Raw genomic sequence first — 23,509 nt, forward strand, 5'->3', positions numbered from 1 at the left:
TAAGAGCATTGAAAGAAATGCTTAAGAAATAAAAAGTGAGGGTTCCATTATGAAGAATTATAAACAGAAATTTTTAGTTGCCGTATTAACAGTGATGACAATGGTTGGCGTGGCTGATGCCTCTATTGCGAAAAATCCTGCTTATGCTCAGAGCGTGGATACCAAAGCTTTAGCAAGTTCTCAAAAGTTATTAAAAGCGGTGGATGATGTCCATAAAGTGGAAACTGTGGAAGAAAAAGAAGCCGCCGCTAAAGAAGCGATGGCAAAATTAAAAGCGGCTAGAGAAGCGGCAGCGAAAAAAGCAGCTGAAGAAGCCAAAGCAGCCAAAGCAAAAGCCAAAGCTTTAGCGGCTTCTTATAAAAAGACTTATCGTCGTAATGGGACTTCTTTCTATAAATTTGTAGCTCCAGAAACAAGCGGTAATGTGGAAGGCACATCGACATACAAAGCAGTGCAGCGCGCAGCTTCTTACCGCGGCGGTCGTTTAACGCGTTCAGCGGGGACAAAAGTTGGCCCTAACGGCAAAGAAACATATTATAACTTAAACATGGGTCGCGTTGTCTCAGTGATGAAAGCTAAAGGTTATAAAGGCAGCTACTGGGTTCGTAGTGACGGCGTAAAGATGTTTGGTAACTATATTATTTTAGCATCTAACCACAATGTCCGTCCACGCGGCACCATCTATGAAACATCATTAGGCTTAGGGATTGTTTGTGATACTGGTTCATTCGCAGCGGGTAACCCACGCATGACAGATATTGCCGTAGCCTGGTAATGATCACCCGCTTAGGCGGGTTTTCTTTTTATCAAAAAGTCTTCACAATGACATGATAAATGCTATAATGGACAAGACAAAGTGAGGAAAATAAAATTATGGGAAAATATTTTGGTACCGACGGCTTCCGTGGGGAAGCGAACGTCGACTTAACAGTAGAACATGCCTATAAAGTAGGCCGTTATTTAGGCTGGTATTATGGTGTCAATAAAAACCATAAAGCCCGCATCTTAATCGGCAAGGATACCAGACGTTCAAGCTATATGTTTGAATATGCTTTAGTATCTGGCTTAACAGCTTCCGGGGCAGATGCTTACTTATTGCATGTCACAACGACACCTTCAGTAAGCTACATTGTTCGCAGTGATGGTTTTGACTGTGGGATTATGATTTCCGCATCACATAACCCTTTTTATGATAATGGTTTAAAAGTTATTGATGGCAATGGCAAAAAACTGCAGGGGGAAGTAGAAGCTGGCATTGAACGCTATATTGATGGCTTAAGCGATGAAATTCCTTTTGCGAAGCGCGAAGATATTGGCCGCGCTTTAGATTATTCGATGGGCCGTAACCGTTATATCGGTTACTTAATGTCGATTCCAACCAGAGCATTCAAGGATTTAAAGGTGGGCTTAGACTGTGCCAACGGCTCTTCTAGTTCCATTGCGAAAGCAGTCTTTGATGCCTTAGGGGCAAAAACCTATGTCATTAACAATCAGCCTGATGGCACAAATATCAATACCAACTGCGGCTCTACGCATATTGAAAGCTTACAGTCATTTGTGACCAGCAATGCTTTAGATGTTGGTTTTGCCTATGATGGTGATGCCGATCGATGCATCGCGGTGGATGAATTTGGCCGCGTCGTTAATGGCGACTTAATTCTTTATGTCTGTGGCAAGGAATTAAAGAAACATGGCGAATTAAACAATAATAAGATCGTTACGACCGTAATGAGTAATATCGGTTTATACAAAGCGTTAGATGAAGCGGGCATCGGTTATGCGAAAACTCAGGTCGGTGATAAATATGTCTATGAAAACATGGTGGAAGAAGGCAATGTCATCGGCGGTGAACAGAGCGGTCATATTATCTTCTCTAAACACGCCACTACTGGTGATGGGATTTTGACATCCTTAAAGATTGTCGAAACGATGATGGAAGAAAAACAGACCTTAGCGCAGTTAATTGAACCGGTGAAGATCTATCCACAGTTACTGATTAATGTCCGCGTGAAAGATAAGAAGGTTGTCTTAGATGATCCGGATATCAAAGCGGAAGTCGATAACGTCGAAAAAGCGTTAAAAGGTGATGGCCGCGCTTTAGTAAGAGCTTCAGGGACAGAACCAGTGATTCGTGTGATGGTGGAAGCGTCTACCGATGCATTATGTCACGAATATGTTTTGAAGGTTGTCAATAAAATCAAAGAAAAAGGTTATGCAATTTAAAACCAGGCACATGCCTGGCTTTTTGAGTGGTATTACTTTTTCTTTTCTAGCGTATTGAGGGCGAGTTTACGAGCGTTTTCATCTTCAATGATCTTTTTCACGACTTTGCGATGCGCTGGTGAGATGTGACTCAAATCAACATGCAATGAGGGCTGATGTTCATGATCCCCAATCGGGATGACTTCCATATGATAGAACTTCATCATGTCATCTAACATGCCGAGAAACTTCATATTGGTTTCGCCATTTTCCAGCATTGTAATGGTTTCATGATTGACATGCACATTGGTGGCAACGGCATTGGCACTGATCCCCAAGGCTTCACGATACGCTTTAAAATACGGTCCTAATTCTGTAAATTTCATTGTTTAACCTCCTTTTCTTCAACCTAACAAAGAACGTTGCGGAGATGTCCGCGAACAGAGTGTAAGTTATGATGAAAATAATTGATATGAATCAAATGAAAGAAATTAAACTTGAAAAACATGAAATAATATATACTGAGTCTTATTTAAATACTTTGCATATCTATACTGCAAAAGCGCATTATACCATCAAAGGGCATCTGCCGGCTTTTTGTGAGCAGGCTTCATTAGTGCGTGTCCATGAGTCGTATGCGATCAATCTCAGATACCTCTATGATTTTGATAACCATGATGTTTTTCTCTTGAATTATGATGTACGCCTGCCTATTGGGATTACCTATCGGACGACGTTTCAGGACGCTTATAAGCACTATTTCGAAGAATGATTTTGCAATTCAGTTGCAATTTCATTCTTTTTGTGTATAATGCAAATGAGTTGCAAAAAGGAGAGAGTCTCATGAAGAAGTACAAAGACATCATTACGGATTATTTAAAAAATCATGAAGAACATCGCATCAAAGCGATTGATATTTATAATATGATGCGCGAAGAAGACTGTAACGTGAATAAGACGACCGTCTATCGGAACTTAGATAAGCTTGAAGCCGAAGGCGTTTTAAAGAAATATAAATTGGCCGATGAGAATGTCAGTTATTATCGCTATGTCGATCGGCAGGCCCACTGTGATACGCATTTACATATGCAGTGCAAACGCTGCGGTAAGATTTTTCATCTCAATTGCGATTTTATGGATGAAATTAAACATCATTTATTAGCGGAACATGGGTTTCTGTTAGATTGCAGTGATTCCTTATTAGTGGGGTACTGCGCTGACTGTCAGAAGGAGATGAAGCGATGAAAAAATTAGTCTCTTTATTATTAGTTTTCGTCTGCGCTCTTTCTTTAGCTGGGTGCACGTCTTCTTCGCCGACGAAAACGATCGTCACCACCAATTTCCCGGCTTATGATTTTGTCCGTGCAATTGTTGGAAAAAATAGCGGCTATAAGGTGAAAGTCTTAATCAAGCCCGGCACAGATGTGCATTCTTATGAACCGACGCCGAAAGACATTATTGCGGTCGAAAATGCGGATCTGTTTTTTTATGTTGGCGGGGATTCGGATGAATGGGTAGAAGGGATTCTTCATGATATCGATCAGAAGAAAACCAAAGTGGTCAAGATGTTAGATCTCGTCTCTTCTAAACGGGAAGAAGAAAGCGTTGAAGGGATGCAGGAGGAACACGAAGGCCACGAAGAGGAAGAAGAAACAGAATATGATGAACATGTCTGGACGTCACCAGCCAATGTCGTGGATATTCTTCAAAACTTAGAAAAAAAGATCATTGCGATGGATCCTAGTCATCAAGCGACCTACATGAAAAATGCGCAGGCTTATATCAAACAGGTCAAAGCGTTAGATGCAGCGTTTCAAGATGTGGTGAAACACGCAAAAAGAAAAGAACTGATCTTTGGGGATCGCTTCCCATTCCTTTATTTTGTGAAAGAATATGGCTTAAGCTACCGCGCGGCCTTTGCCGGCTGCGCGGAGCAGACAGAAGCGAGCGCGGCCACGCTCTCTTATCTGATTGATTATGTCAAAGCGCATCATCTCCATTATGTGCTTAAATTAGAACTGTCTAATGGGAAAGTCGCTCAGACGATTGCCGGGGAAACCGGGGCCAAGGTGTTAACATTTAATAGTGTTCATAATGTGACGAGCACGCAGTTTAAAGACGGAGTGACTTATGTGGATCTGATGCAAAAGAATGTCAGTGTCTTAAGGAAGGTATTAAATGCATGAAAAGCTTAGTGGAAGTGAAAGACTTAGCACTCGGTTATGAGGGCAAAGAAGTCTTTTCACATTTGAATTTTCAAATTGAAGAACGTGATTTTATTGTCGTATTAGGACCAAATGGCTCGGGTAAAAGTACCTTAGTCAAAGGGTTATTAAAATTATTAAAACCGATGAGTGGGGAGATTATCTATCATCTCTCACAAAATCGTCTCGGCTATATGCCCCAGGTGACGAAAGTGGATGCTCACTTTCCCGCCACGGTGTTTGAAGTCGTCTTATCGGGAGCGATTAATCGTTTAGGTAAACGGGCTTTCTTCCATCGCGAAGAAAAGGCTTTAGCGTTAGAGAGTTTATCTTTATTAGGCATTGAAGATCTTAAAAACTGCGCTTTTTCAGAGTTATCGGGCGGGCAAAAGCAGAAGGTTTTATTAGCCCGCGCTTTATGTGCGACGCGCGAGCTATTAATCTTAGATGAACCATCGAATAACTTAGATCTCAAATCAAAAGCCGAATTTTATGAGCTGATTCAAAAGCTCAATAAGGAAAAACATATTGCGATTATGCTCATCACCCATGATGAGCATGGCAAAGAAACTTTAGGTAATAAAGAATTAGTGTTTGAAGATGATCAGGTCATCTTTAGAAGGAGGGAAAACCATGTCTGAGCTTATGACGATGTTAAGCTATGGCTTTATTGTCCGCGCTTTAGTGACCGGCGTCTTAGTCTCGATTTGTGCTGCTTTATTAGGTGTCACCTTAGTTTTACGCAGTAATGCGATGATTTCCGATGGCTTATCCCATGTGTCTTTTGGCGCTTTTGCGATTGCCGTGGTATTAGGGTTAACGCCGCTTTATGTAGCCATTCCGGTTGCGATGATCGCCTCGATCTTTATCCTGCGTTTAAATGATGGCCGTCTCCATGGGGATAGTGCCGTGGCGATTATTTCATCGAGTGCTTTAGCCATTGGGGTCGTCGCTATTTCCGTAGGAAATGGCGTGAATGTCGATATGAACGCTTATCTTTTTGGTTCAATTTTATCGATTACCAAAGGTGATATGGTTGTCTCGATTATCACCTGTCTGATTGTGTTAGCCTTATATATTCTCTCTTATAATAAGATCTTTGCCTTAACTTTTGATAAGGATTTTGCGTCTTCAACGGGCGTCCATACGCAGTTTTATGAAACCATTTTAGCGGCTTTAGCGTCTTTAGTGATCGTTTTAGGGATGCGGATGATGGGGGCATTATTAATTTCTTCCTTAACAATCTTCCCAACCATTACCGCGCGTTATTTAGTGAAATCATATAAAGGAGTGATGATCACTTCAGCGGTGGTTTCCGTCATTTGTTTTGTCATTGGCTTAGTGTTATCGTATTTTTATTCTCTGCCCACCGGAGCGATGATTGTCATTATCAATTTAATCGCACTATTATTGGCGATTGCCTATGCAAAAGTTTTCCGGAAGCAGTAGAAATTTCTTTCTGATGAGATTACAATAATATTAGTCAACAATAAGGAGGGAAAGCTTATGCTTAATGTTCATGCTGTCAATACGAAACTCGCTAAAGAAGTAAGCTGTTTCGATATCAAAAACAAAAAATATAAAATGATGATTGAAGTGGAATTCACCGATTACAATCCGATTGAATTCAGTTATTCAATGCTTGATCAGTGGATTAAATCCACAATTCTTCAGAAGACCATCTTCCCGGAAGAAGTGGCCCAGTTAGTCTTTGAAAAGATGTATTCTATGACGAAAGATGAAGGTCATGACTGTCCTTTCATCGTTCATGTTTATACTACCAAAAACAAAGAAAATTTAAACGTGTCTGTCACGATGGAACACAAATTAGGTGAATAAGAAAACGAGGTATCACAGCGATACCTCATTTTTATATATCTGTTTTATTGTACCATTTGATGAGAAAAGGAATTTCAAAAGCCATCATCACAATCCAGCCGACTAAATAAGAAATCGGCACCGCTTTAAAGCCTAAATGCATGACAAAGGTAAAATAAGCACAGCTGAGGCATCGTCCCGTCATATTGATGAGGGAAGAGAAGAAGGTGATTTTTAAATCACCGATGCCTCGAAAATAGCCCTGTACGCCATTGGTGATCGCTGGAATCATATACATGAAGGCAATCAGATGAAGATATTCTTCTCCTAAACGTACTACCTGTGCATCTAAGGTAAAAATGTGCATGATTGGTGTCGCTAATAAGAGGAAGATGATTCCGCTAATGAAACCATAGACAATTTCAATTTTCATGCCAATGGTGAAGGTATCTTTCATACGTTTGGTTTCCTGTGCGCCTTTGTTTTGAGCCATGACGGCGGTCATGGCATGAGCGATGTTCTGCTCAGGCAGAATCGCAAAGTCATCGGGTCGATTGACGACGTTGAAAGCCGCCATTTCCGGCACACCCATAGTATTGACGATGGTCTGAATGCCCAGTTTACCGATCTGGACGGTGGACTGCTGAAGAGCGGTCACGATACCATAGGTGATGGTCTTTTTGAGCATCTTGAAATCAAAGACGAGCCAGGCTTTGCCTAAGCGTAAGATCGGCACTTTATGTTTGATATAAAGCAGACACATAACGACGCTTAAGGCTTCACAAACAACGGTGGAAATGGCGGCGCCATGAACGCCCATATGTAAGACGATGACGAAAAAGAGATCACCGATAATATTAAAAAGAGCGGATGCCGCTAAGAAATAAAGCGGAGAAGCACTATCGCCCATGGCTCGTAAAACAGACGCAAAGTAGTTGTAGATAAAGGTAAAGATCAAACCTGCCATGATAATGCGTAAATACATCGTAGCCATCGGCAGGATCTTTTTTTGGACCTGCAAGAGCATTAACAGCTGCGATGCAAAAAGGATGCCTAAGAGTGAAACGATCAGAGAGAAGATTCCACCCGCAATCATCGCGGTGGAAATCTGCCTTTTGAGGCGCTTGTAGTCTTTGGCACCATATAAGTTACCAATTAAGATCCCCGCGCCTAAGGTAATACCGTTCAGCCAGAGAATTAATAAAGTGGTGATGGGATTGGCGGTACCGATGGCCGCTAAGGCGTCTTTGCCGACGAAACGCCCGACGACAATCGAATCGATGGCGTTATAGAGTAATTGCAGTAAATTTCCAAGAATTAAAGGAATGGTAAATTCAATAATCAGGGGGAAGAGTTTTCCTTTGGTTAAATCTTTTGTCATAACACCTTGTGAAAAAAATAAGTCGTATAGACTTATTTTTCTAAATAATGATATTCAAATTCTAAGCTGGCATTTAAGAAATGTTTCGCGGCGGCTTTGGCGCCTTCTAAATCCATATAGGTATAGTTCCCGCATTCTTCTGGCTTCGCACCAGGGATTTCACCTTCCCAGTCGGCAATCTTCTTGAAGGTATCCATAATGACTGGGACACTCGCTAACATATCTAAATCACGGGTGATTAAGTAGAAACCTGTCATACAGCCCATTGGCCCAAAGTAAACGATTTTATCAGCCACGCTCGAGTTACGTAATAATGTGGCCCCGATATGTTCAATCGCATGCGCTGCTTTTGGATCTAAAGCTGGTTCGTTGTTTGGTTCCGTCATACGGATATCCCAGGTATAGAGATCACCGTCTAAACGTGATAAATAAATGCCTTTCTTTAATTTTGTGTGATCCACACAAAAGCTTTTAATTCTTTCCATTTTGTATTCCCCCTGAATCACTTTTTTCATCATTATAATAAATGGTTAAAAGGATAATGTAAAGACTTATTCAAATAAGACGATCTCACCTTTGGCTTTGGTTTCCGGAATATTGATGAGTCGCTGATTTGAAGAGCCGCGAAAATGTAAGTGCGGATCTTTTAAGTCATTAATAAACATGCCATCGACTAAGACATCGACATAATCAAGAATCGGTTCGTCAAAGTTTTTGAAATCTTCGTATAAGAAGGAAGAGTATAACCAGATATTCTTATGAGGGCATTCCTTGCGTACACGCTTCAATAAATGAAGAATCGCGGGACGGCTTTCTTTTTCCATCGGTTCGCCGCCTAAGATCGTTAAACCGGCAATATGGGGTTTGTTGACTAAAGTAATAATCGCATCTTCTTCTTTTTCGGTAAAAGGAAGGCCACCGTTAAAATCCCAGGTTTCCTCATTAAAACAGAAAGGGCAGTGACGACGACAGCCCTGGGTATATAAAGAGACGCGGATGCCTGGCCCATTGGCGACATCGATCTCTCGTATTTGTGCATATCTCATAATGTTCACCTCAAGTGCTCATTATAGTGTTTTTTGCCCCCGCATTCAAGAATGGCGCCTTGCTTATTGCCCGGGCAATGTTTTTTTTACAATTTCATTAAAATTTTACAAGTGTATAAAATAGGTTATAATAACAATGTAAACGGATACACAAATGATAATAAGGATCATAATGACTCTATCTGTATAAGTTACTGTATAAACAGTTATACACAAGGTGCGATTGCTGAAAGAAATGCGCTGATAGTGTATAAAAACTGGACTTTTGACACGTTTGAGATGAGCAATGGTTTTGACTATGATGGATGGCGGATAGAGAAGTTGTGACAAGGAGGCCACGATGAAAAACAAACAACGCGTCTATGAATTCCTCGTCAATTACAGTCGAGAAGATCAAGAAGAGGTGCCCAAATGTACCACGACCTTTCTATCAGAGCAGCTCGCGATGCAGCGCAGTAACCTCTCGGCAATCCTCAATGCTTTAGTGCGTGAGGGAAAAGTCATCAAGTATAGTGGACGTCCCGTTCTCTATGCCCTGAAGCCAGATAGCGCCGAAGATGCTTTTGACAGCTTATATGGGAAGGAAAGTTTTTTTAAGGAAGCGATCGAAACGATCAATGCGGCGTTAAACTTTCCCGAAGAGACGAAGAAAGTCCTGCTCATTGGCAAAGACGGCAGTGGAACGACGGATCTCGCCCAGGCGGCGATGCGCTATGCATATGCGAAACGAATGATCGGGTCAGAAGATTTACAGATCTATGATGTACGCGATGATTCACAAGACAATTTTATATCAAACGAAGGATTTTATCTGATTCGCAATGCTCAGCTGTTAAGTCATAGTGCTTATGAAAAACTGCTTAATGAGCGGCGGGGCGTGATCTTCTTTCAGGCCAGTGAGGAAGTGTCATCGTTACTGGAGGATGTGCGCTTTATTGTCCATCTGCCTGATGTGAATAATCTGTCGCTACCTGATCGCTTTGGCTTTATTGAACAAATCTGCCAGAAAGAAGCGAAACGGCTTAATGATCGTCTGATCATAAATAGCGGTCTGATGCAGTGCTTACTGGTGTATAACTGTCAGGGCGGCTTCAAGCAGTTACGACTGGATGTCGAAAAAGGCGTCGCTAATGCGTTTAAGCGACAAAAAAGCGGAGCCCTTACTCTGCAGCTCAATGACTTTGGGGCAGCGATTCGCCGCAGCCTTCTGGAGATGAAAAATCGTCAGGATGTGCGGGAGTTTCTCGCGCATACCGCCTTGTTCATCTTTACGGCTGAGACGACGTTAAAAACGCGGGAGAAGGAAATTGAGACAGATCTTTATCAGCTTGTTTATGAGAAGCGAAAACGGTTAGCGCAGATGCTCAATGCAGCGCCTGATCATCACATCAGTGAAAACATTCAGGACTATCTGCATGATCTTTATCAGCTGTATCAGGAAAACAGCGAGGAAAATGTCATCAATGAAGATTTACAGACATTAACGGGCAGTTTTCTTAAAGAAGCGGGCGAGAAGCTTAATCGTCACTACGATCATGCATATGTCATCAGTATCGCTTTGCATATCCAAAGCGGGCTCATTATTGATCAGAAGCCGCTTCTCAGCTACGCGGTGATGATGGATTTAGCGGATGCCTATAATCAGGAATATCTGCTTAGTCGTCAGTTTTTACGCCAGGTTGAGGAAGCTACCGGAAAGAAGACAGTCCTTGATGAAAGTCTCTTCCTTTCTTTATTTCTCGCCTCGGTGAGTGAAACGAAGTTAGAGAAGCAGGTGGTCGTCCTCATTGCCATGCATGGGCAAGCCGCCAGTGCGGTTCAAGACGTTGTTTTTCATCTGATGCCAAAAAATCAAGTGTATAGCTTCGATATGGCTTTAGAGGAAGATCTCAATGCGACCTATGAGCGCTTAAAGACATGCGTGCAGACGATTGATCAGGGGATGGGGATCCAGGTGATTTATGATATGGGCTCTTTCAAAGTGATGCTTAACAGTATCGCCGAAGAAGTGCATGTGCCCATTCGCTGCCTGGAGATGCCGGTGCCATTATTAGTCATGAGCGCCTTAAAGCTTGCGGATCAGGGTTACCGCTTGGAAGAAGTCCACAATCGCTTATTGGATTATGCCAATGCCGGCAGCGTGATGAAAAACGTTAATGGCAAAATTCTTGTGGCGTTTTCGACGCGAGAAGAAAAGGCGAGTGAGGATATCAAAAAGCAGCTGAAAGCTTTAGACGGCGCCGCTGATTATGAAGTGTACAGCTTTGAAGCGGATGGCCCGGAAGATTTTGCAAGGCAAATTGATGCGCTCCTCATGATTGGGTCGTTAGAAGCGGTTATTGGCACGTATGATCCCCATTTCTTCAATGTTCGCTATATCGAAGCGACGCGTTTAGAAAACGTGACTTCGATGAGAGAGCTTTTAGAAAAAGAAGAATCCTTCGATATTCTTGGTTACCTGGAATCACAGTTTGAAGCCTTTTCCAGAGCCGATCTGGAAAAGACAATTGTCCCCTTTATGGAGGACTTCCAACGGATTTTATCGATTGACTTAGATGAAGATGCTTATGTTGGCTTAATGGTCCACATGGCCTGCTTAGTGGATCGGCTGATGAAAAACAAAACGCCGATTGTCAACTTTGATTCCGATAAGATCATTGAGAAGTATCCTCAGGAAACCAAAGCCCTCACTCAGTCTTTAGAATCGATCGCGCGTTATTTCCACATTTCTTTCTTAGAAGGAGATGTTGCGACCCTCATTCACATTGTGAAAAGGTAAAGGAGAAAGACAGTTATGACAAAAGAAGAAGCAACCATGGTAGGATTTGAAATCGTCGCGTATTCCGGCGATGCTCGCACCAAATTACTCTTGGCACTAGAGGAAGCCAAAAAGCAGAATTTTGAAAAATGTGAAGCTTTGATCGAAGAAGCGAATCAGTGTCTGGTTGATGCCCACAAATCCCAGACTGAATTATTACAGGAAGAAGCCCGCGGTCAGGGCGTGGAAGTCGGTTTTATTACCGTGCATGCCCAGGATCATCTGATGACCACGATGCTTTTAAAAGATATTATGAGTACCCTCGTTGATGTGTACAAAAAGTAGGTGAGCGTATGGATACAATTATTGGAACAATTGAAAAGGGTAAACCATTTTTTGATAAGTTAGCCCGTAACCGTTATTTAAAAGCTATTCGTGATGGTTTCTTATCGGCGATGCCGATCATTATCTTCTCATCGATTTTCTTATTAATTGCTTACGTTCCTAATATCTGGGGCTACAACTGGCCAAAATCGATTGAAACCATTTTAATGAAACCTTATAACTATTCAATGGGCATTATGGCTTTAGTCGTTTCGGCCACGACGGCGAAACATTTCACCGATGCTTTAAATCGTGATATGCCAGAAAACAACCAGCTGAACTTCATTTCCACAATGGTCGCTTCAATGGTTGGGTTCTTACTTTTATCAAGTGATGCCTTAACCGCGAAAGACGGCGCCGCCGGCTTTGGCAATGCCCTGCTTGGCTCAAAAGGCTTATTAACGGCTTTTATCTCAGCCTTTATTGTCGGCGGGATTTATAAGTTCTTTGTCTCACGCAATATCACCATCAAATTACCAGAACAGGTTCCACCAAACATTTCACAGACTTTCAAGGATGTTATTCCTTTCTCGGTAGCGATTGTCTTCTTCTGGTTATTTGATTTAGGTTTTAGAAATATCTTTGGTTACTGTTTTGCCCAGGGCGTGATCAATGTCTTCCAGCCATTATTTGGCGCCGCTGACGGTTATATCGGTTTAGCCATTATCTATGGCGCGATGTCCTTATTCTGGTTTGTCGGCGTCCATGGTCCATCGATCGTCGAACCAGCGATCTCGGCTGCTTTATTACTGGGCATGTCGGAAAACTTAGCCGCTGTTCAGGCGGGCCAGCATGCGACACATGTCTTATCATTAGGCGCGCAGTATTTCGTTGTCTGCCTTGGCGGTACCGGAGCTACCTTAGTGCCTTGTCTGATGTTTGCCTTCTTAGCGAAGTCTAAACAGTTAAAAGCGATTGGCCGCGCCTCAGCCATTCCGGTATTCTTCAATGTCAATGAACCATTCTTATTTGGGGCACCAATGGTTTTAAACCCAGTGTTCTTTGTGCCATTTATTTTAACACCAGTCTTCAATATCTGGCTGCTTAAAATCTTTATTGATTTCTTAGGTATGGATGGGTTCCTTTATACCTTACCTTGGACAACCCCTGGTCCCATTGGGATTATCTTAGGCTGTGGCATGAAACTCTTACCATGTGTCTTCTTAGCGGCTGTGGTGGCGTTAGACTTTGTCATGTATTATCCATTCTTTAAAGTGTATGACGCTGAAAAAGTGGAAGAAGAAAAGAATGCGACGAATGAAGTCAAAGCGGAAAAAGAAGTCGATGTCGACGGCGAAGTCTTAGATTCGAAAAAGATTCTGGTCTTATGTGCCGGCGGCGGAACGTCTGGTTTATTAGCCAATGCCTTAGCCAAAGGCGCTAAGGAAAAAGGCATTCCATTAGTGACGGCAGCGGGCAGTTATGGCGCACACACCGATATTATGAAAGACTATGATCTGGTCATCTTAGCCCCGCAGGTGGCCTCATACTATCAGGATTTAAAGAAAGATACCGATCGTTTAGGTATTAAGTCGGTGGCTTGTCAGGGGAAACAGTATATTGAATTAACCCGTAACCCACAGAAAGCATTAGAATTTGTATTTAGCGTATTGGAGGAAGCATAACATGAAATTTCCTAATGATTTTGTCTTTGGCGGCGCGACCGCTGCTTATCAGTGTGAAGGAGAAACCCGCACTCATGGAAAGGGGAAAGTCGCCTGGGACGACTTTCTCGCCGCCCAGGGGCGTTTATCCGGTGATCCCGCCAGTGATTTTTACCATCAGTATCCCGTGGATTTAGATTTATGTCGTAAATTCCACATCAAAGCCATTCGTATTTCTATTGCCTGGAGCCGTATCTTCCCTGAAGGAACAGGCAGCATCAACCAGGAAGGCGTGGATTTTTATCATCGCGTTTTTCAGGAATGCCATAAAAACGGCGTTGAACCTTATGTGACATTGCATCATTTCGATACGCCCGATACCCTTCATAAAGCCGGGGACTTCCTCAATAAAGACACGGTTGAAGCCTATGCCGCTTATGCAAAGTTTTGCTTTGAAGAATACCATCAGGAAGTCAAATACTGGTTTACCTTCAATGAAGTATGGCCGGTGGCTACCAATCAGTATATTGAAGGGACTTTCCCGCCAGGGATCAAATATGATATTCCCAAAGCGATTCTCTCGATGCATTATATGATGCTCGCTCATGCTAAAGCGGTCTTAGCCTTTAAAGAAGGCGGCTATCCTGGTCAAATTGGTGTCATTCACTCATTAGAGACGAAATATCCTTATGAAGATAATGAAGAAGATCGCTTAGCCGCGAAGAAGGAAGATATCTTAGCCAATCAGTTTGTCTTAGATGCGACCTTCTTAGGGACATATACCGATGAGACTTTAGCTGTTATTCGGGACTTAGCCGCTCTTAATGGCGGTGACTTTAATCCTGATCCGGCCGATCTGGCAATTATGAAAAAAGCAGCTTCTATGATTGATTACTTGGGCATGAATCATTATCAGAGTCATTTTATTAAAAGCTATGATGGGGAGAATGATATCTTCCATAATGGCACTGGTGAAAAAGGCACCAACCGTTTCCGTCTCAAAGGTATTGGTGAACGAATGTTTAAAGAAGGCATTGAAACGACGGACTGGGACTGGCTCATCTACCCGCAAGGCATGTATGATATGATCATGCGTATTAAAAAGCAGTATCCAATGTATAAAGCTATTTATATTACCGAAAATGGCATGGGTTATAAAGATACCTTCGAAGATGGTTTTATTGATGACACGCCACGCTGTGATTATATCAATAAACACTTAAAAGTTTTAAAACAAGCCATCGCTGATGGCGCTCATGTGAAAGGCTACTTTGTCTGGTCTTTAATGGATGTCTTCTCCTGGTCAAATGGCTACAACAAGCGTTATGGCCTCTTCTATGTCGACTTTGAGACCCAGAAACGTTATCCAAAGTGTTCTGCTTATTACTATAAGATGGTCATTGACCGTAAGGACGTGATCGAATGAAAGGGGTGATCTTTGATTTTAATGGGACACTTTTTCTCGATCATGATAAACATGTCAAAGCCTGGAATCAGATCTCTCAGCTGCTTCGTCATTGTCCTATTACTAAGGAAGAGCTCTTTACCAAGTTCAATGGCGTTCCTAATGATGTCATTATAAGCGAGATGTTAGCGGGGAAAGGGACGAAGCCGCAGATTCAAAAATACAGTGCCTTAAAGGAAGAATACTACCGCGCTTACTGTCAGAAAGATCCGGCTTCCTTTCATTTGATTAATGGGGCTTATGACTATTTTCAATCCTTGCAGAAAAGGCATATCCCATTTACTATTGCCAGTGCATCGATTAAAGAGAATATTGATTTCTTTATCTCTTCCTTTCATTTAGATGATTACTTTGATATCTCAAAAATTGTTTATGATGATGGCACTTATCAAAATAAAGTGGCGATGTTTATTAAGGCGGCGCACAATATTGGCGTAGATATTTCTGACTGTTTGATTTATGAAGACAGCATCTCTGGAATTCAAAGCGCCTATGAAGCGGGCTGTCATGAAATCATTGTCATTGATACGGCAGGGCAGAAAGATACCTACCAAAAACTGCCTGGCGTCGTGCGGGTCATCAGTGATTTAACGGAGGTCTGTTATGACAAAAGTGATTGCTCACAATAATCTGATTGATGAAATTATTCTCCGTAATGAGGAGATGGAAGTCCATCTCCTCAATCTGGGAGCCACGATCAAAAATATTTATGTTTCTGATGCGCAAAAGCATATCCGTGATGTGGTACTTGGATATGGTGATGTCTTTGATTACATGCGTTATGATGGCTACTTAGGTGCTAGTGTTGGTCGCTGCGCTAACCGCATTGCGAAAGGACGCTTTACTTTAGACGGCAAAACCTATCATTTGCCAATCAATAATGGTCCTCATAGCTTGCATGGCGGTCTCAAAGGTTTTTCTTATCGCTTATTTGACTACATTTATACCAATCATCAGGTCACTTTCCATTACTTATCGCCTGATGGCCAGGAAGGCTATCCCGGCACGTTAGATGTCTATGTCACCTACACATTAGACAAAACAACCCTCACGATGGATTATCAGGCAGTGACGAGTCAAACGACTTTAGTCAATCTCACTAATCATACGTACTTTAACTTAGATGGCATCGCGTGTCCTATTGATGATCATCTGCTTACGGTGAAAGCCTCGCACTATGCCCTCGTTGATGGTGATGGCTTAGTCACTGGTGAAATCAGGGATATCCACCATACACCTTTTGATTTCACAAAGGAAAAAGCGATTGGGGAAGCTTTACATAGCGATGATCCCCAGATTATCCTTGCCCGCGGCTTAGATCATCCGTTCTTATTTGATGACAATCATGATCAGGTGATTTTACGTTCAAAAGCGAGCGGGATCACAATGAAAGTATCGACATCTCTGCCTTTGGCGCAGATTTATAGTGCTAACTATTTAGATGGCCGCTTAGGCAAACATAAATATCCGATGAACGCGCAAAGTGCGCTGTGCATAGAAACATCGTATCTTCCCGATAGCATCCACTTGGAAAAAGACTCACCGACGATCTTAAAACCAGGGGAGAGTTATCAGGCATCCACATCTTATACATTCACTCATGAAGGCTAGAAGATTTACTAATCTTTTAGTCTTTTTCTATGTTTAAACGATTGATTTCGTTAATAGACAAATAATGAGAATGTTAACTTCCTGAAAAATGATCACTAAAACTTAATCGATTTATTCGAAAGAGCAAAAATAGTTGAAAAAATCATGCTATTTTTGCTATTTTTTATATCTTTTCTTATGAAGTTATGATATAATACTAGTGAAGAATCTCACTAAAAAATCGTTGAAAAGAGGTGCTTTTATGTTTTTGAAAGAACTGGTTAAAATTCCAGAAGAAAAAGGAAGAATCAATCAGACAAAGAAAGGTAAAAACTGCTATGTTCGATATCTTTTAGAGGCTAAGTATTATCCGGACAAAAAGTATGCTATTCCTAAATTTGTCAATATAGGCAAAGTGGCTGATGAAGCTGGCATGATGTATCCAAATCAGAACTATATTAAATATTTTGGAAGGGACGAGCTATCCGAAGATCATTCTTCAGAAAGAAGCGGCTGCCTTAAAGTGGGGGCTTATATTGTTTTATCAGAATTGGCGCGAGAGATGGAATTAAAAAAGATACTCGAAAAAAGATTTACATCTGAAGATGCAAATCTGATTCTTGATTTAGCTTTCTATGCGATCATAACTGAAAATTTTCAGGGCCAGTACTATCCCTATTATGCATTTGAGCATCCTCTGATGACGGACCATATGAAAATATATAGCGATTCAAAGATTTCAAGCTTTCTGGCATCGGTTGAACCGAATCAAATTCAAGGCTTTATGAATGACTGGAACTGCAATCGAGATCACGATAAGCGCATTTATGTTTCTTATGATTCAACCAATAAAAACTGTCAAGCTGGAGACATAGATATGGTGGAATTTGGACATGCAAAGGTTGATAAGGGATTGCCTATTGTAAATATAGCTATGGCCTATGATACCTGTAATGAGCAGCCTCTTTTCTATGAGCAGTATCCGGGAAGTATTGTGGATGTATCCCAGCTGAGATATATGATTGGCAAGGCTCAGGGATATGGGTACAGGAATATTGGGTTTATTTTGGACAGAGGCTACTTTAGTAAACCAAATATACATGACTTGGATCATGCAGACTATCCTTTTATAATTATGGTCAAGGGACAAAAAAGCTTAGTAAGAAGCATTGTTTTGGAAAACCAGGATACTTTTGAAAAGGATAGAGACTGTTTTATACCAAAATATAGGGTATATGGAAAAACAGTTAAGCGAACACTTTATGCCTCTGATGAAAAAGATCGTTATTTTCATCTTTACTATTCTAATAAAAGAAATGCTTTGGAAACAGAATGTTTTGAGGATAAGATAGCAGCTATGAAAGATTTTCTGGATAGTCTCAGAGGAACGAAAGCGACGATATCAAACAAATATAGTAAATATTTCAATCTTGAAATGCATAAGGATGGGACATTTATTTGTGCAAGTGAAAAAAATAATGTTATTATCGAAGAATTATCACTTTTTGGATATTTCTGTATTATTACATCAGAACCGTTAACTGCCAAAGAAGCTCTTGAGATTTATAAAAGCAGAGATACGTCCGAAAAATTATTTAGAGGAGATAAATCTTATTTGGGGGCGGATGCGATCAGAGTTTATTCAGGGGAATCAATGAGAACGAAGATGTTTGTGGAATTTATAGCACTGATATTAAGAAACAGAATGCACATTCAATTGAAGCGTGAAGAAGAAAAGATGAAAAAGAAACCAAATTATATGACAGTACCAGCAGCTATTAGAGAGTTGGAGAAGATGCAATTAATTAGAGATGGTCAAGGTGATTATATAGTAGATCATGCCACAACAAAAACTCAGAAGGCTATTCTTAAGGCATTTGGCATTGATGCAAATGTTCTGAAAAAGCGAAACGCGAGTTTGTGCAAAGAGTTGAACGATGTTTAGATATAGTATAATAAATTAATTTAAAAAGCATCCTGATGATATTCCATTAATCAGGATGCTTTTGTATATCTACATTTAACAGAATATATTAAACGTATAATTATTAACTGAAATAGTGAGAAAATTCTAGGAAGTTAAGAGAGAATCATTATTGTTATAATAAAATACAATCAAAATGATAAAAAGTTATTGACCCTAGTATAATGCTAGAGTTTATACTGTGAAGCATACAAGAAAGAAATCCACAAGGGGGCGTATAGTTATGGATACGAAAATCGATTTCTTATATCTCTCAGAACCGGATATGATCAAAGCCGGGGTTAAAGACATGAAAGCCTGCGTGGCATCAATGGAATCGATGTTACTGCTGTTAAAAGAAGGGGACTACCGCATGGGCGGGGAAAATGGCAACTCCCATGGCTGTATGATCATGTTCCCAGATCATCCGAAGTTTCCGGGAATGCCCAGAAATACTCAGGATCGTCGCTTTATGGCGATGCCAGCATATCTTGGCGGGGCATATCAGATGGCCGGAGTCAAATGGTATGGCTCCAATATTGAAAATAAAGAAAAAGGCTTACCAAGAAGTATCTTGATGATGACCTTATCTGATAAAGACACTGGGGCACCGTTAGCCTTTATGTCAGCGAACTTATTATCCGCTTACCGAACCGGCGGGGTGCCGGGTGTGGGGGCGAAGTACTTAGCCCGGAAAGATAGTGAAACCGTTGCGATTATTGGTCCTGGGGTCATGGGCAAAACGAGCTTAGCCGCTTTTGCGGTGACTTGCCCCAAACTGCATCGTTTGCATATTAAAGGGCGCGGCCGCAAGTCGATTGACAGTTTTATTGATTTTGTGAAGAAAGAATTCCCACAGTTTGATGAAATCAAAGTGTGTGAAACGGAAGAAGAAGCGGTCCGCGATGCCGATATTATTTCTTTCACCACGGTTGCTCAGTGCGGTGATGATATCGCCATTGTGGATACTTATCCTTATGTGGCAAAAGAATGGGTCAAGCCAGGGGCTTTTATCTCGATGCCATCAGCGGCGAAGTTTGATGATGAGATGGTTGTCAAAGCCAAATGCGTCGTTGATAACATGATGTTATATGAAGCCTGGGAAGAGGAATATCCCTATCCGACTTATCCTAAGATTGCCATTATTGGATCGAAATTTACCGATTTGATTCATGAAGGCAAAAAGAAGAAAGAAGACATCGCCGAAATGGCGGATATCATCTTAGGCAAAACACCTGGACGAACAAGTGATGATGAAATCATTATTTATTCCGTTGGCGGAATGCCGGTCGAAGATGTCGCCTGGGGCTGCAGCGTCTATAAGAAAGCTAAAGAGCTAGGCATTGGCGTGAAGTTAAATCTCTGGGACAAACCAGAAATGGCATAAAGGGGGAAAAGCGTATGAGTAAACTATCAAGAATTGAAATTATCTGTGACATGTCCAAATTCAGTCTATTGAAAAGCGAACTAAGTCAGTTGGGTGTCCGAGGAATGACTTTCATTCAGGTCTTAGGCTGTGGCGCTGAAAAGGGCACGAAAGAATATGAAGTGGATGAAAACTATGAAATGGAATTGTTGCCAAAAATAGAGGTGCAGTGCGTCGTCGAAAGTGAACGTGTGGCAGAGATTGTCGATCGTGTGGAAAAAGCGCTGTATACCGGTCATATCGGTGATGGCAAGATCTTTGTCATGAGCTTAGATGATGTCATTCGCGTCCGCACAGGAGATCACGGAGAAAAAGCTTTATAAACATCTTCCTAAAGGAAAGGGGGAACTTTTATGGAAAAGAAACTCGGCTTACGTAACGTTGTCTCCGTCTCCGTTGGTTTAGTCATTGCGACCAGCTGTCTGATTTCCTTAGGCCAGGGGGCTGGGGAAATCGGTGAGCTGTTCATCTTTGCGATGATCATTGCCTGTTTGTTAAACATGGTGACGATGGCCACAATGAGTGAACTCAATGCCTTAATGCCCAACGTTACCGGCGGTCTGGCTCAGTATACGTTAGCGGGCATTGGCCCGGTGCCAACGATCGTTCTGATGGTGGGCGGCTATATGATTTCGAATATCCTCTCCTCAGGGGTAGAAGCCTCGATCTTCGCCTATGCGATGGGGAAAGTCTTAGGCTTACCGATTCCCAATTTCTTTTGGACGGTGTTAGCCTCAATCGTCATCCTGATTGCGAATTTACGCGGTGTCGATATGTTTGCGAAGATTCAGGATTTGGTTGCTTATTTATTACTTGGTTCGATGCTTCTGATGGGGCTTATCGGCGTCTTCAAATTAGGCACCGGCACGGTCATTCATCAGCCGGCCATCATGCATCCGCATTTCAAAAATGTCGTGTCGATGACCGCTGTGGCCTTCTGGTTATTTATTGGTGCCGAATATGCGATTCCCATTTCCAAGGATGTCAAAAATGCGAAGCGTAATGTTCCTTTAGGAATGTTCATTGGCTTAGGCATTATCTGTTTAGTCCAGTCGATTCTTATTATGGGCTTTAAAAACTATACCTACTGGGATGCTTTAGCGGCCAGTGCCGCCCCGCATTTACTCTATGGAGAAAACTTATTAGGCAAAGCCGGCCAGATCTGGATGGCTTTCGTGGCCGCCTTAGCGGTTGTCAGTACCCAAAACTCAACTGTGCAGGGGCTATCCAGCATCTTTGCGGGGATGTCGCGAACGAATCTGATGCCTCAGTTTTTTGGGAAGTTAAACAAACATAAAGTGCCTTATATCGGTATTTGGGCAGTTACTTTATCAATCTTATTATTTGCCTGGTTATCCCAGGATTCTTCTGATCGTATCAGTTTCTTAATCTTAGTCGGATCCGTGTTCTGGATGGCTTCCTATATTACCGCACATATCGATTTACTCGTATTCCGTAAACGATTACCCAATGCGCCAAGAAGCTTTAAAGTCCCTTTTGGTCCCATCTTACCAATCATTGGGATCTTAGGGGAAGTGTACATGATTATGAACATCTCGATTGATCCAGTAGAACGTCATCATATTTGGGCTTTGACCGGGGTCATCTTTGTTATTCTCTTTGTCTATGCGATCATCTGGACGAAAGTCAAGATGCGCATACCCATCTTTAAACCAGTGCCAATGGAAAAAGTCCTGGCGATGGAAAATACAATGTACTACAAAATCAGAAAAAGAAGAGGTATCTGGAAATAACTCTCAGGGGGAACTTATATGGATAGAATTTCAATGCATCCCATCTTAGGGGAAAGGCCAGCAGGGAAAGTTGTGACCTTTACCTGTGATGGCAAAACATTAGAAGGCTATGAAGGCGAGCCGATCGCTTCCGCGCTGCGTGTCAACGGCATCATGGTGCATCGTTACACAGCCAAAAGACATGAACCAAGAGGCGTCTTCTGCGCCATTGGCCGCTGCACTGACTGCGTCATGATCGTCGATGGCGTGCCGAATGTCCGTACCTGCATTACACCATTAAAAGCAAATATGGTCGTGGAAACACAGTATGGTGTCACGAATAAGGAGGGGTCAAAATGAAAATGGAACATAAAGAATTGATCGTGATCGGGGCGGGTCCTGCCGGGCTATCGGCAGCCATTGAAGCGGCCAGCCATGGCATTAAAGTGACCGTTTACGATGAAAATGCCCGTCCTGGCGGACAGTTATTCAAACAAATTCACAAGTTCTTTGGCTCCAAAGAACATCGCGCCAAAATCCGCGGTTTCAAAATTGGCGAACAGTTGCTCAATGAAGCGCGGGAAAAAGGTGTCGAAGTTGTCCTCAATGCGACCGTTATGGGTTTATTTGCAGAAAAAGAAATTACCGTCATGATCGAGAATGAAGTCCATCATGTCAAAGGTGATGCGATTTTAGTGGCGACGGGGGCGAGTGAAAATATGGTGAACTTCAGAGGCTGGACGCTGCCTGGCGTGATCGGCGCGGGGGCCGCTCAGACGATGATGAACCTCCATCATATCAAACCCGGCAATAAGATCTTAATGTTAGGAACCGGAAACGTTGGCTTAGTGGTCTCTTTCCAGTTATTACAGGCAGGCTGTGACGTTGTGGCGTTAGTTGACGCGGCGCCAAGTATTGGCGGCTATGGCGTCCATGCCTCTAAATTAGCGAGAACAGGTATTCCGTTTTATTTATCGCATACGATCAAAGAAGCCGAAGGTGATGATCATGTGACAGGTGTCACCATTGCGGAAGTTGATGAACATTTTCGGTTCATTCCAGGTACCGAGAAACATTTCGATGTCGATACCATCTGCGTAGCCGTTGGCTTATCACCAATGGCGCAGTTATTAAAGATGGATGGTGTCGGCATGAAAGATACCCGCGGCGGCTTTGTCCCTGACTGTGATGCATGCGGCGCGACAAGCATTCCAGGCATCTTCGCTGCCGGTGATGTGGCGGGCATTGAAGAAGCTTCATCCGCGATGATTGAAGGCCGCATGAGCGGGATCGCCGTGGCTGAATACTTAGGCTATACCTCAAAAAAAGCGAAGGAGGAGCGTGAAAGCGAACTCGCAGCGTCCCTGGATTCCTTACGTCAGGGGATGTTCGCTCCGAAAAATCGAGGCAAAAAGATTACCGAAACGGAAGAACAAATTCCTATTTCGACAAACTTGCTCAAACATGGTTATGTGGCCGATGATGAAATTGAACGTTTCCCTGGCTTTATTCATAAAGCCAAAGTGCATCCAGTGATTGAATGTACCCAGAATATTCCCTGTAACCCATGTCAGAGTGCCTGCCATAAAGGCTGTATCTCGATTGGCAAGCATATGACGTCTTTGCCGATTTCCGTCAGTGAAAGCGAATGTATCAACTGCGGGATGTGCGTGGCGTCCTGTCCTGGGCAGGCGATCTTCTTAGTTGAAGAACATGAGGATTTTGGTTTAGTCACTTTACCTTATGAATTTCTGCCGCTGCCAGCAAAAGGCGACAGGGGCGTCGCATTAGGACGCGATGGCTGCGTTTTATGCGAGGCTGAAATTGTTAATGTCCGCAGCGTCAAAGCTTATGATCATACCGCATTAGTAACGATGAAAGTGCCAGCGGCCTACGTTGATCGCGCACGTTTCTATAAAAAGGGGGATGAATAAT

Annotated in this window: 24 protein-coding genes; 20 read left to right on the top strand and 4 right to left on the bottom strand. The window is 42.3% G+C overall.

The window, feature by feature from the left end:
* Positions 1–49 precede the first annotated feature (49 nt).
* Together SG0102_RS02215 and glmM are read left to right on the top strand one after the other, a co-directional pair.
* Positions 50–775, top strand: coding sequence for a hypothetical protein (locus tag SG0102_RS02215; RefSeq protein ID WP_125118435.1), 726 nt, complete (start codon positions 50–52; stop codon positions 773–775).
* 98 nt (positions 776–873) lie between these two features.
* Positions 874–2,223: a phosphoglucosamine mutase gene (glmM, locus tag SG0102_RS02220; RefSeq protein WP_125118436.1), complete on the top strand. Its 1,350-nt coding sequence runs from the start codon at positions 874–876 to the stop codon at positions 2,221–2,223.
* A gap of 32 nt (positions 2,224–2,255) precedes the next feature.
* Here glmM and SG0102_RS02225 read toward each other — a convergent pair whose 3' ends face one another.
* Complete coding sequence (locus tag SG0102_RS02225; protein ID WP_125118437.1) at positions 2,256–2,588, bottom strand: helix-turn-helix domain-containing protein; 333 nt, start codon at positions 2,586–2,588, stop codon at positions 2,256–2,258.
* A 68-nt stretch (positions 2,589–2,656) separates the two neighbouring features.
* Between SG0102_RS02225 and SG0102_RS02230 the strand changes: the two genes are divergently transcribed.
* The 6 genes from SG0102_RS02230 (at position 2,657) to SG0102_RS02255 (ending at position 6,245) form a co-directional block, all read left to right on the top strand.
* A complete protein-coding gene (locus SG0102_RS02230) occupies positions 2,657–2,974 on the top strand; it encodes a LytTR family DNA-binding domain-containing protein (RefSeq protein ID WP_125118438.1) in 318 nt (105 codons plus the stop codon).
* Between the two features lie 71 nt (positions 2,975–3,045).
* On the top strand, positions 3,046–3,447 hold the full coding sequence (locus SG0102_RS02235) for a Fur family transcriptional regulator (RefSeq protein ID WP_125118439.1): 402 nt from the start codon (positions 3,046–3,048) through the stop codon (positions 3,445–3,447).
* On the top strand, positions 3,444–4,388 hold the full coding sequence (locus SG0102_RS02240) for a metal ABC transporter substrate-binding protein (protein WP_125118440.1): 945 nt from the start codon (positions 3,444–3,446) through the stop codon (positions 4,386–4,388). The genes SG0102_RS02235 and SG0102_RS02240 overlap by 4 nt, the downstream gene beginning before the upstream one ends.
* Positions 4,385–5,047 (top strand): metal ABC transporter ATP-binding protein, encoded by a 663-nt coding sequence (locus tag SG0102_RS02245; RefSeq protein WP_125118441.1) that lies wholly within the window; start codon positions 4,385–4,387, stop codon positions 5,045–5,047. Before SG0102_RS02240 ends, SG0102_RS02245 begins: the two co-directional genes overlap by 4 nt.
* The gene (locus SG0102_RS02250; RefSeq protein ID WP_125118442.1) at positions 5,040–5,855 is read left to right on the top strand and encodes a metal ABC transporter permease; all 816 of its coding nucleotides are present in this window, start codon (positions 5,040–5,042) and stop codon (positions 5,853–5,855) included. The genes SG0102_RS02245 and SG0102_RS02250 overlap by 8 nt, the downstream gene beginning before the upstream one ends.
* 57 nt (positions 5,856–5,912) lie before the next feature.
* Positions 5,913–6,245 carry a hypothetical protein gene (locus SG0102_RS02255; RefSeq protein ID WP_125118443.1) on the top strand — a complete coding sequence of 111 codons (333 nt, stop codon included), beginning with the start codon at positions 5,913–5,915 and terminating at the stop codon, positions 6,243–6,245.
* Between the two features lie 31 nt (positions 6,246–6,276).
* Here the strand turns inward: SG0102_RS02255 and SG0102_RS02260 are convergent, their stop codons facing one another.
* The 3 genes from SG0102_RS02260 to nrdG form a co-directional block, all read right to left on the bottom strand.
* On the bottom strand, positions 6,277–7,605 hold the full coding sequence (locus tag SG0102_RS02260; protein WP_125118444.1) for an MATE family efflux transporter: 1,329 nt from the start codon (positions 7,603–7,605) through the stop codon (positions 6,277–6,279).
* A gap of 32 nt (positions 7,606–7,637) precedes the next feature.
* Positions 7,638–8,090: an S-ribosylhomocysteine lyase gene (locus SG0102_RS02265; protein ID WP_125118445.1), complete on the bottom strand. Its 453-nt coding sequence runs from the start codon at positions 8,088–8,090 to the stop codon at positions 7,638–7,640.
* A 66-nt stretch (positions 8,091–8,156) separates the two neighbouring features.
* Positions 8,157–8,651 carry an anaerobic ribonucleoside-triphosphate reductase activating protein gene (nrdG, locus tag SG0102_RS02270; protein WP_125118446.1) on the bottom strand — a complete coding sequence of 165 codons (495 nt, stop codon included), beginning with the start codon at positions 8,649–8,651 and terminating at the stop codon, positions 8,157–8,159.
* Positions 8,652–8,991: 340 nt separating this feature from the next.
* Here nrdG and SG0102_RS02275 point away from each other — a divergent pair, with 340 nt between their 5' ends.
* From SG0102_RS02275 to SG0102_RS02330, 12 genes are all read left to right on the top strand, one after another.
* Positions 8,992–11,430, top strand: a complete 2,439-nt coding sequence (locus tag SG0102_RS02275) for a PRD domain-containing protein (RefSeq protein WP_125118447.1) — start codon at positions 8,992–8,994, stop codon at positions 11,428–11,430.
* A 15-nt stretch (positions 11,431–11,445) separates the two neighbouring features.
* The gene (locus SG0102_RS02280; RefSeq protein WP_125118448.1) at positions 11,446–11,754 is read left to right on the top strand and encodes a PTS lactose/cellobiose transporter subunit IIA; all 309 of its coding nucleotides are present in this window, start codon (positions 11,446–11,448) and stop codon (positions 11,752–11,754) included.
* Positions 11,755–11,762: 8 nt separating this feature from the next.
* Positions 11,763–13,418: a PTS lactose transporter subunit IIBC gene (locus SG0102_RS02285; RefSeq protein ID WP_125118449.1), complete on the top strand. Its 1,656-nt coding sequence runs from the start codon at positions 11,763–11,765 to the stop codon at positions 13,416–13,418.
* 1 nt (position 13,419) lies between these two features.
* On the top strand, positions 13,420–14,823 hold the full coding sequence (gene lacG, locus SG0102_RS02290) for a 6-phospho-beta-galactosidase (RefSeq protein WP_125118450.1): 1,404 nt from the start codon (positions 13,420–13,422) through the stop codon (positions 14,821–14,823).
* Positions 14,820–15,491, top strand: coding sequence for an HAD family hydrolase (locus SG0102_RS02295; protein WP_125118451.1), 672 nt, complete (start codon positions 14,820–14,822; stop codon positions 15,489–15,491). Before lacG ends, SG0102_RS02295 begins: the two co-directional genes overlap by 4 nt.
* Positions 15,466–16,473 (top strand): aldose epimerase family protein, encoded by a 1,008-nt coding sequence (locus SG0102_RS02300; RefSeq protein ID WP_125118452.1) that lies wholly within the window; start codon positions 15,466–15,468, stop codon positions 16,471–16,473. Before SG0102_RS02295 ends, SG0102_RS02300 begins: the two co-directional genes overlap by 26 nt.
* Positions 16,474–16,714: 241 nt before the next feature.
* Positions 16,715–18,397 carry an IS1634 family transposase gene (locus SG0102_RS02305; RefSeq protein ID WP_125118453.1) on the top strand — a complete coding sequence of 561 codons (1,683 nt, stop codon included), beginning with the start codon at positions 16,715–16,717 and terminating at the stop codon, positions 18,395–18,397.
* Between the two features lie 262 nt (positions 18,398–18,659).
* Complete coding sequence (locus SG0102_RS02310) at positions 18,660–19,802, top strand: tyramine oxidase subunit B (RefSeq protein WP_125118454.1); 1,143 nt, start codon at positions 18,660–18,662, stop codon at positions 19,800–19,802.
* Between the two features lie 14 nt (positions 19,803–19,816).
* A complete protein-coding gene (locus SG0102_RS02315; protein WP_125118455.1) occupies positions 19,817–20,164 on the top strand; it encodes a P-II family nitrogen regulator in 348 nt (115 codons plus the stop codon).
* A gap of 30 nt (positions 20,165–20,194) precedes the next feature.
* On the top strand, positions 20,195–21,595 hold the full coding sequence (locus SG0102_RS02320; protein ID WP_125118456.1) for an APC family permease: 1,401 nt from the start codon (positions 20,195–20,197) through the stop codon (positions 21,593–21,595).
* 18 nt (positions 21,596–21,613) lie between these two features.
* Complete coding sequence (locus tag SG0102_RS02325) at positions 21,614–21,934, top strand: (2Fe-2S)-binding protein (protein WP_125118457.1); 321 nt, start codon at positions 21,614–21,616, stop codon at positions 21,932–21,934.
* On the top strand, positions 21,931–23,508 hold the full coding sequence (locus SG0102_RS02330; protein ID WP_197715062.1) for an FAD-dependent oxidoreductase: 1,578 nt from the start codon (positions 21,931–21,933) through the stop codon (positions 23,506–23,508). The genes SG0102_RS02325 and SG0102_RS02330 overlap by 4 nt, the downstream gene beginning before the upstream one ends.
* Position 23,509 lies beyond the last annotated feature (1 nt).

This window comes from Intestinibaculum porci, from assembly GCF_003925875.1.
GTDB classification, from domain to species: domain Bacteria; phylum Bacillota_I; class Bacilli_A; order Erysipelotrichales; family Coprobacillaceae; genus Intestinibaculum; species Intestinibaculum porci.

Coding starts and splice junctions, on each gene's coding strand:
- SG0102_RS02215 (WP_125118435.1), top strand. CDS start 50: ATGAAGAATTATAAACAGAAATTTTTAGTTGCCGTATTAACAGTGATG.
- glmM (WP_125118436.1), top strand. CDS start 874: ATGGGAAAATATTTTGGTACCGACGGCTTCCGTGGGGAAGCGAACGTC.
- SG0102_RS02225 (WP_125118437.1), bottom strand. CDS start 2,588: ATGAAATTTACAGAATTAGGACCGTATTTTAAAGCGTATCGTGAAGCC.
- SG0102_RS02230 (WP_125118438.1), top strand. CDS start 2,657: ATGATGAAAATAATTGATATGAATCAAATGAAAGAAATTAAACTTGAA.
- SG0102_RS02235 (WP_125118439.1), top strand. CDS start 3,046: ATGAAGAAGTACAAAGACATCATTACGGATTATTTAAAAAATCATGAA.
- SG0102_RS02240 (WP_125118440.1), top strand. CDS start 3,444: ATGAAAAAATTAGTCTCTTTATTATTAGTTTTCGTCTGCGCTCTTTCT.
- SG0102_RS02245 (WP_125118441.1), top strand. CDS start 4,385: ATGAAAAGCTTAGTGGAAGTGAAAGACTTAGCACTCGGTTATGAGGGC.
- SG0102_RS02250 (WP_125118442.1), top strand. CDS start 5,040: ATGTCTGAGCTTATGACGATGTTAAGCTATGGCTTTATTGTCCGCGCT.
- SG0102_RS02255 (WP_125118443.1), top strand. CDS start 5,913: ATGCTTAATGTTCATGCTGTCAATACGAAACTCGCTAAAGAAGTAAGC.
- SG0102_RS02260 (WP_125118444.1), bottom strand. CDS start 7,605: ATGACAAAAGATTTAACCAAAGGAAAACTCTTCCCCCTGATTATTGAA.
- SG0102_RS02265 (WP_125118445.1), bottom strand. CDS start 8,090: ATGGAAAGAATTAAAAGCTTTTGTGTGGATCACACAAAATTAAAGAAA.
- nrdG (WP_125118446.1), bottom strand. CDS start 8,651: ATGAGATATGCACAAATACGAGAGATCGATGTCGCCAATGGGCCAGGC.
- SG0102_RS02275 (WP_125118447.1), top strand. CDS start 8,992: ATGAAAAACAAACAACGCGTCTATGAATTCCTCGTCAATTACAGTCGA.
- SG0102_RS02280 (WP_125118448.1), top strand. CDS start 11,446: ATGACAAAAGAAGAAGCAACCATGGTAGGATTTGAAATCGTCGCGTAT.
- SG0102_RS02285 (WP_125118449.1), top strand. CDS start 11,763: ATGGATACAATTATTGGAACAATTGAAAAGGGTAAACCATTTTTTGAT.
- lacG (WP_125118450.1), top strand. CDS start 13,420: ATGAAATTTCCTAATGATTTTGTCTTTGGCGGCGCGACCGCTGCTTAT.
- SG0102_RS02295 (WP_125118451.1), top strand. CDS start 14,820: ATGAAAGGGGTGATCTTTGATTTTAATGGGACACTTTTTCTCGATCAT.
- SG0102_RS02300 (WP_125118452.1), top strand. CDS start 15,466: ATGACAAAAGTGATTGCTCACAATAATCTGATTGATGAAATTATTCTC.
- SG0102_RS02305 (WP_125118453.1), top strand. CDS start 16,715: ATGTTTTTGAAAGAACTGGTTAAAATTCCAGAAGAAAAAGGAAGAATC.
- SG0102_RS02310 (WP_125118454.1), top strand. CDS start 18,660: ATGGATACGAAAATCGATTTCTTATATCTCTCAGAACCGGATATGATC.
- SG0102_RS02315 (WP_125118455.1), top strand. CDS start 19,817: ATGAGTAAACTATCAAGAATTGAAATTATCTGTGACATGTCCAAATTC.
- SG0102_RS02320 (WP_125118456.1), top strand. CDS start 20,195: ATGGAAAAGAAACTCGGCTTACGTAACGTTGTCTCCGTCTCCGTTGGT.
- SG0102_RS02325 (WP_125118457.1), top strand. CDS start 21,614: ATGGATAGAATTTCAATGCATCCCATCTTAGGGGAAAGGCCAGCAGGG.
- SG0102_RS02330 (WP_197715062.1), top strand. CDS start 21,931: ATGAAAATGGAACATAAAGAATTGATCGTGATCGGGGCGGGTCCTGCC.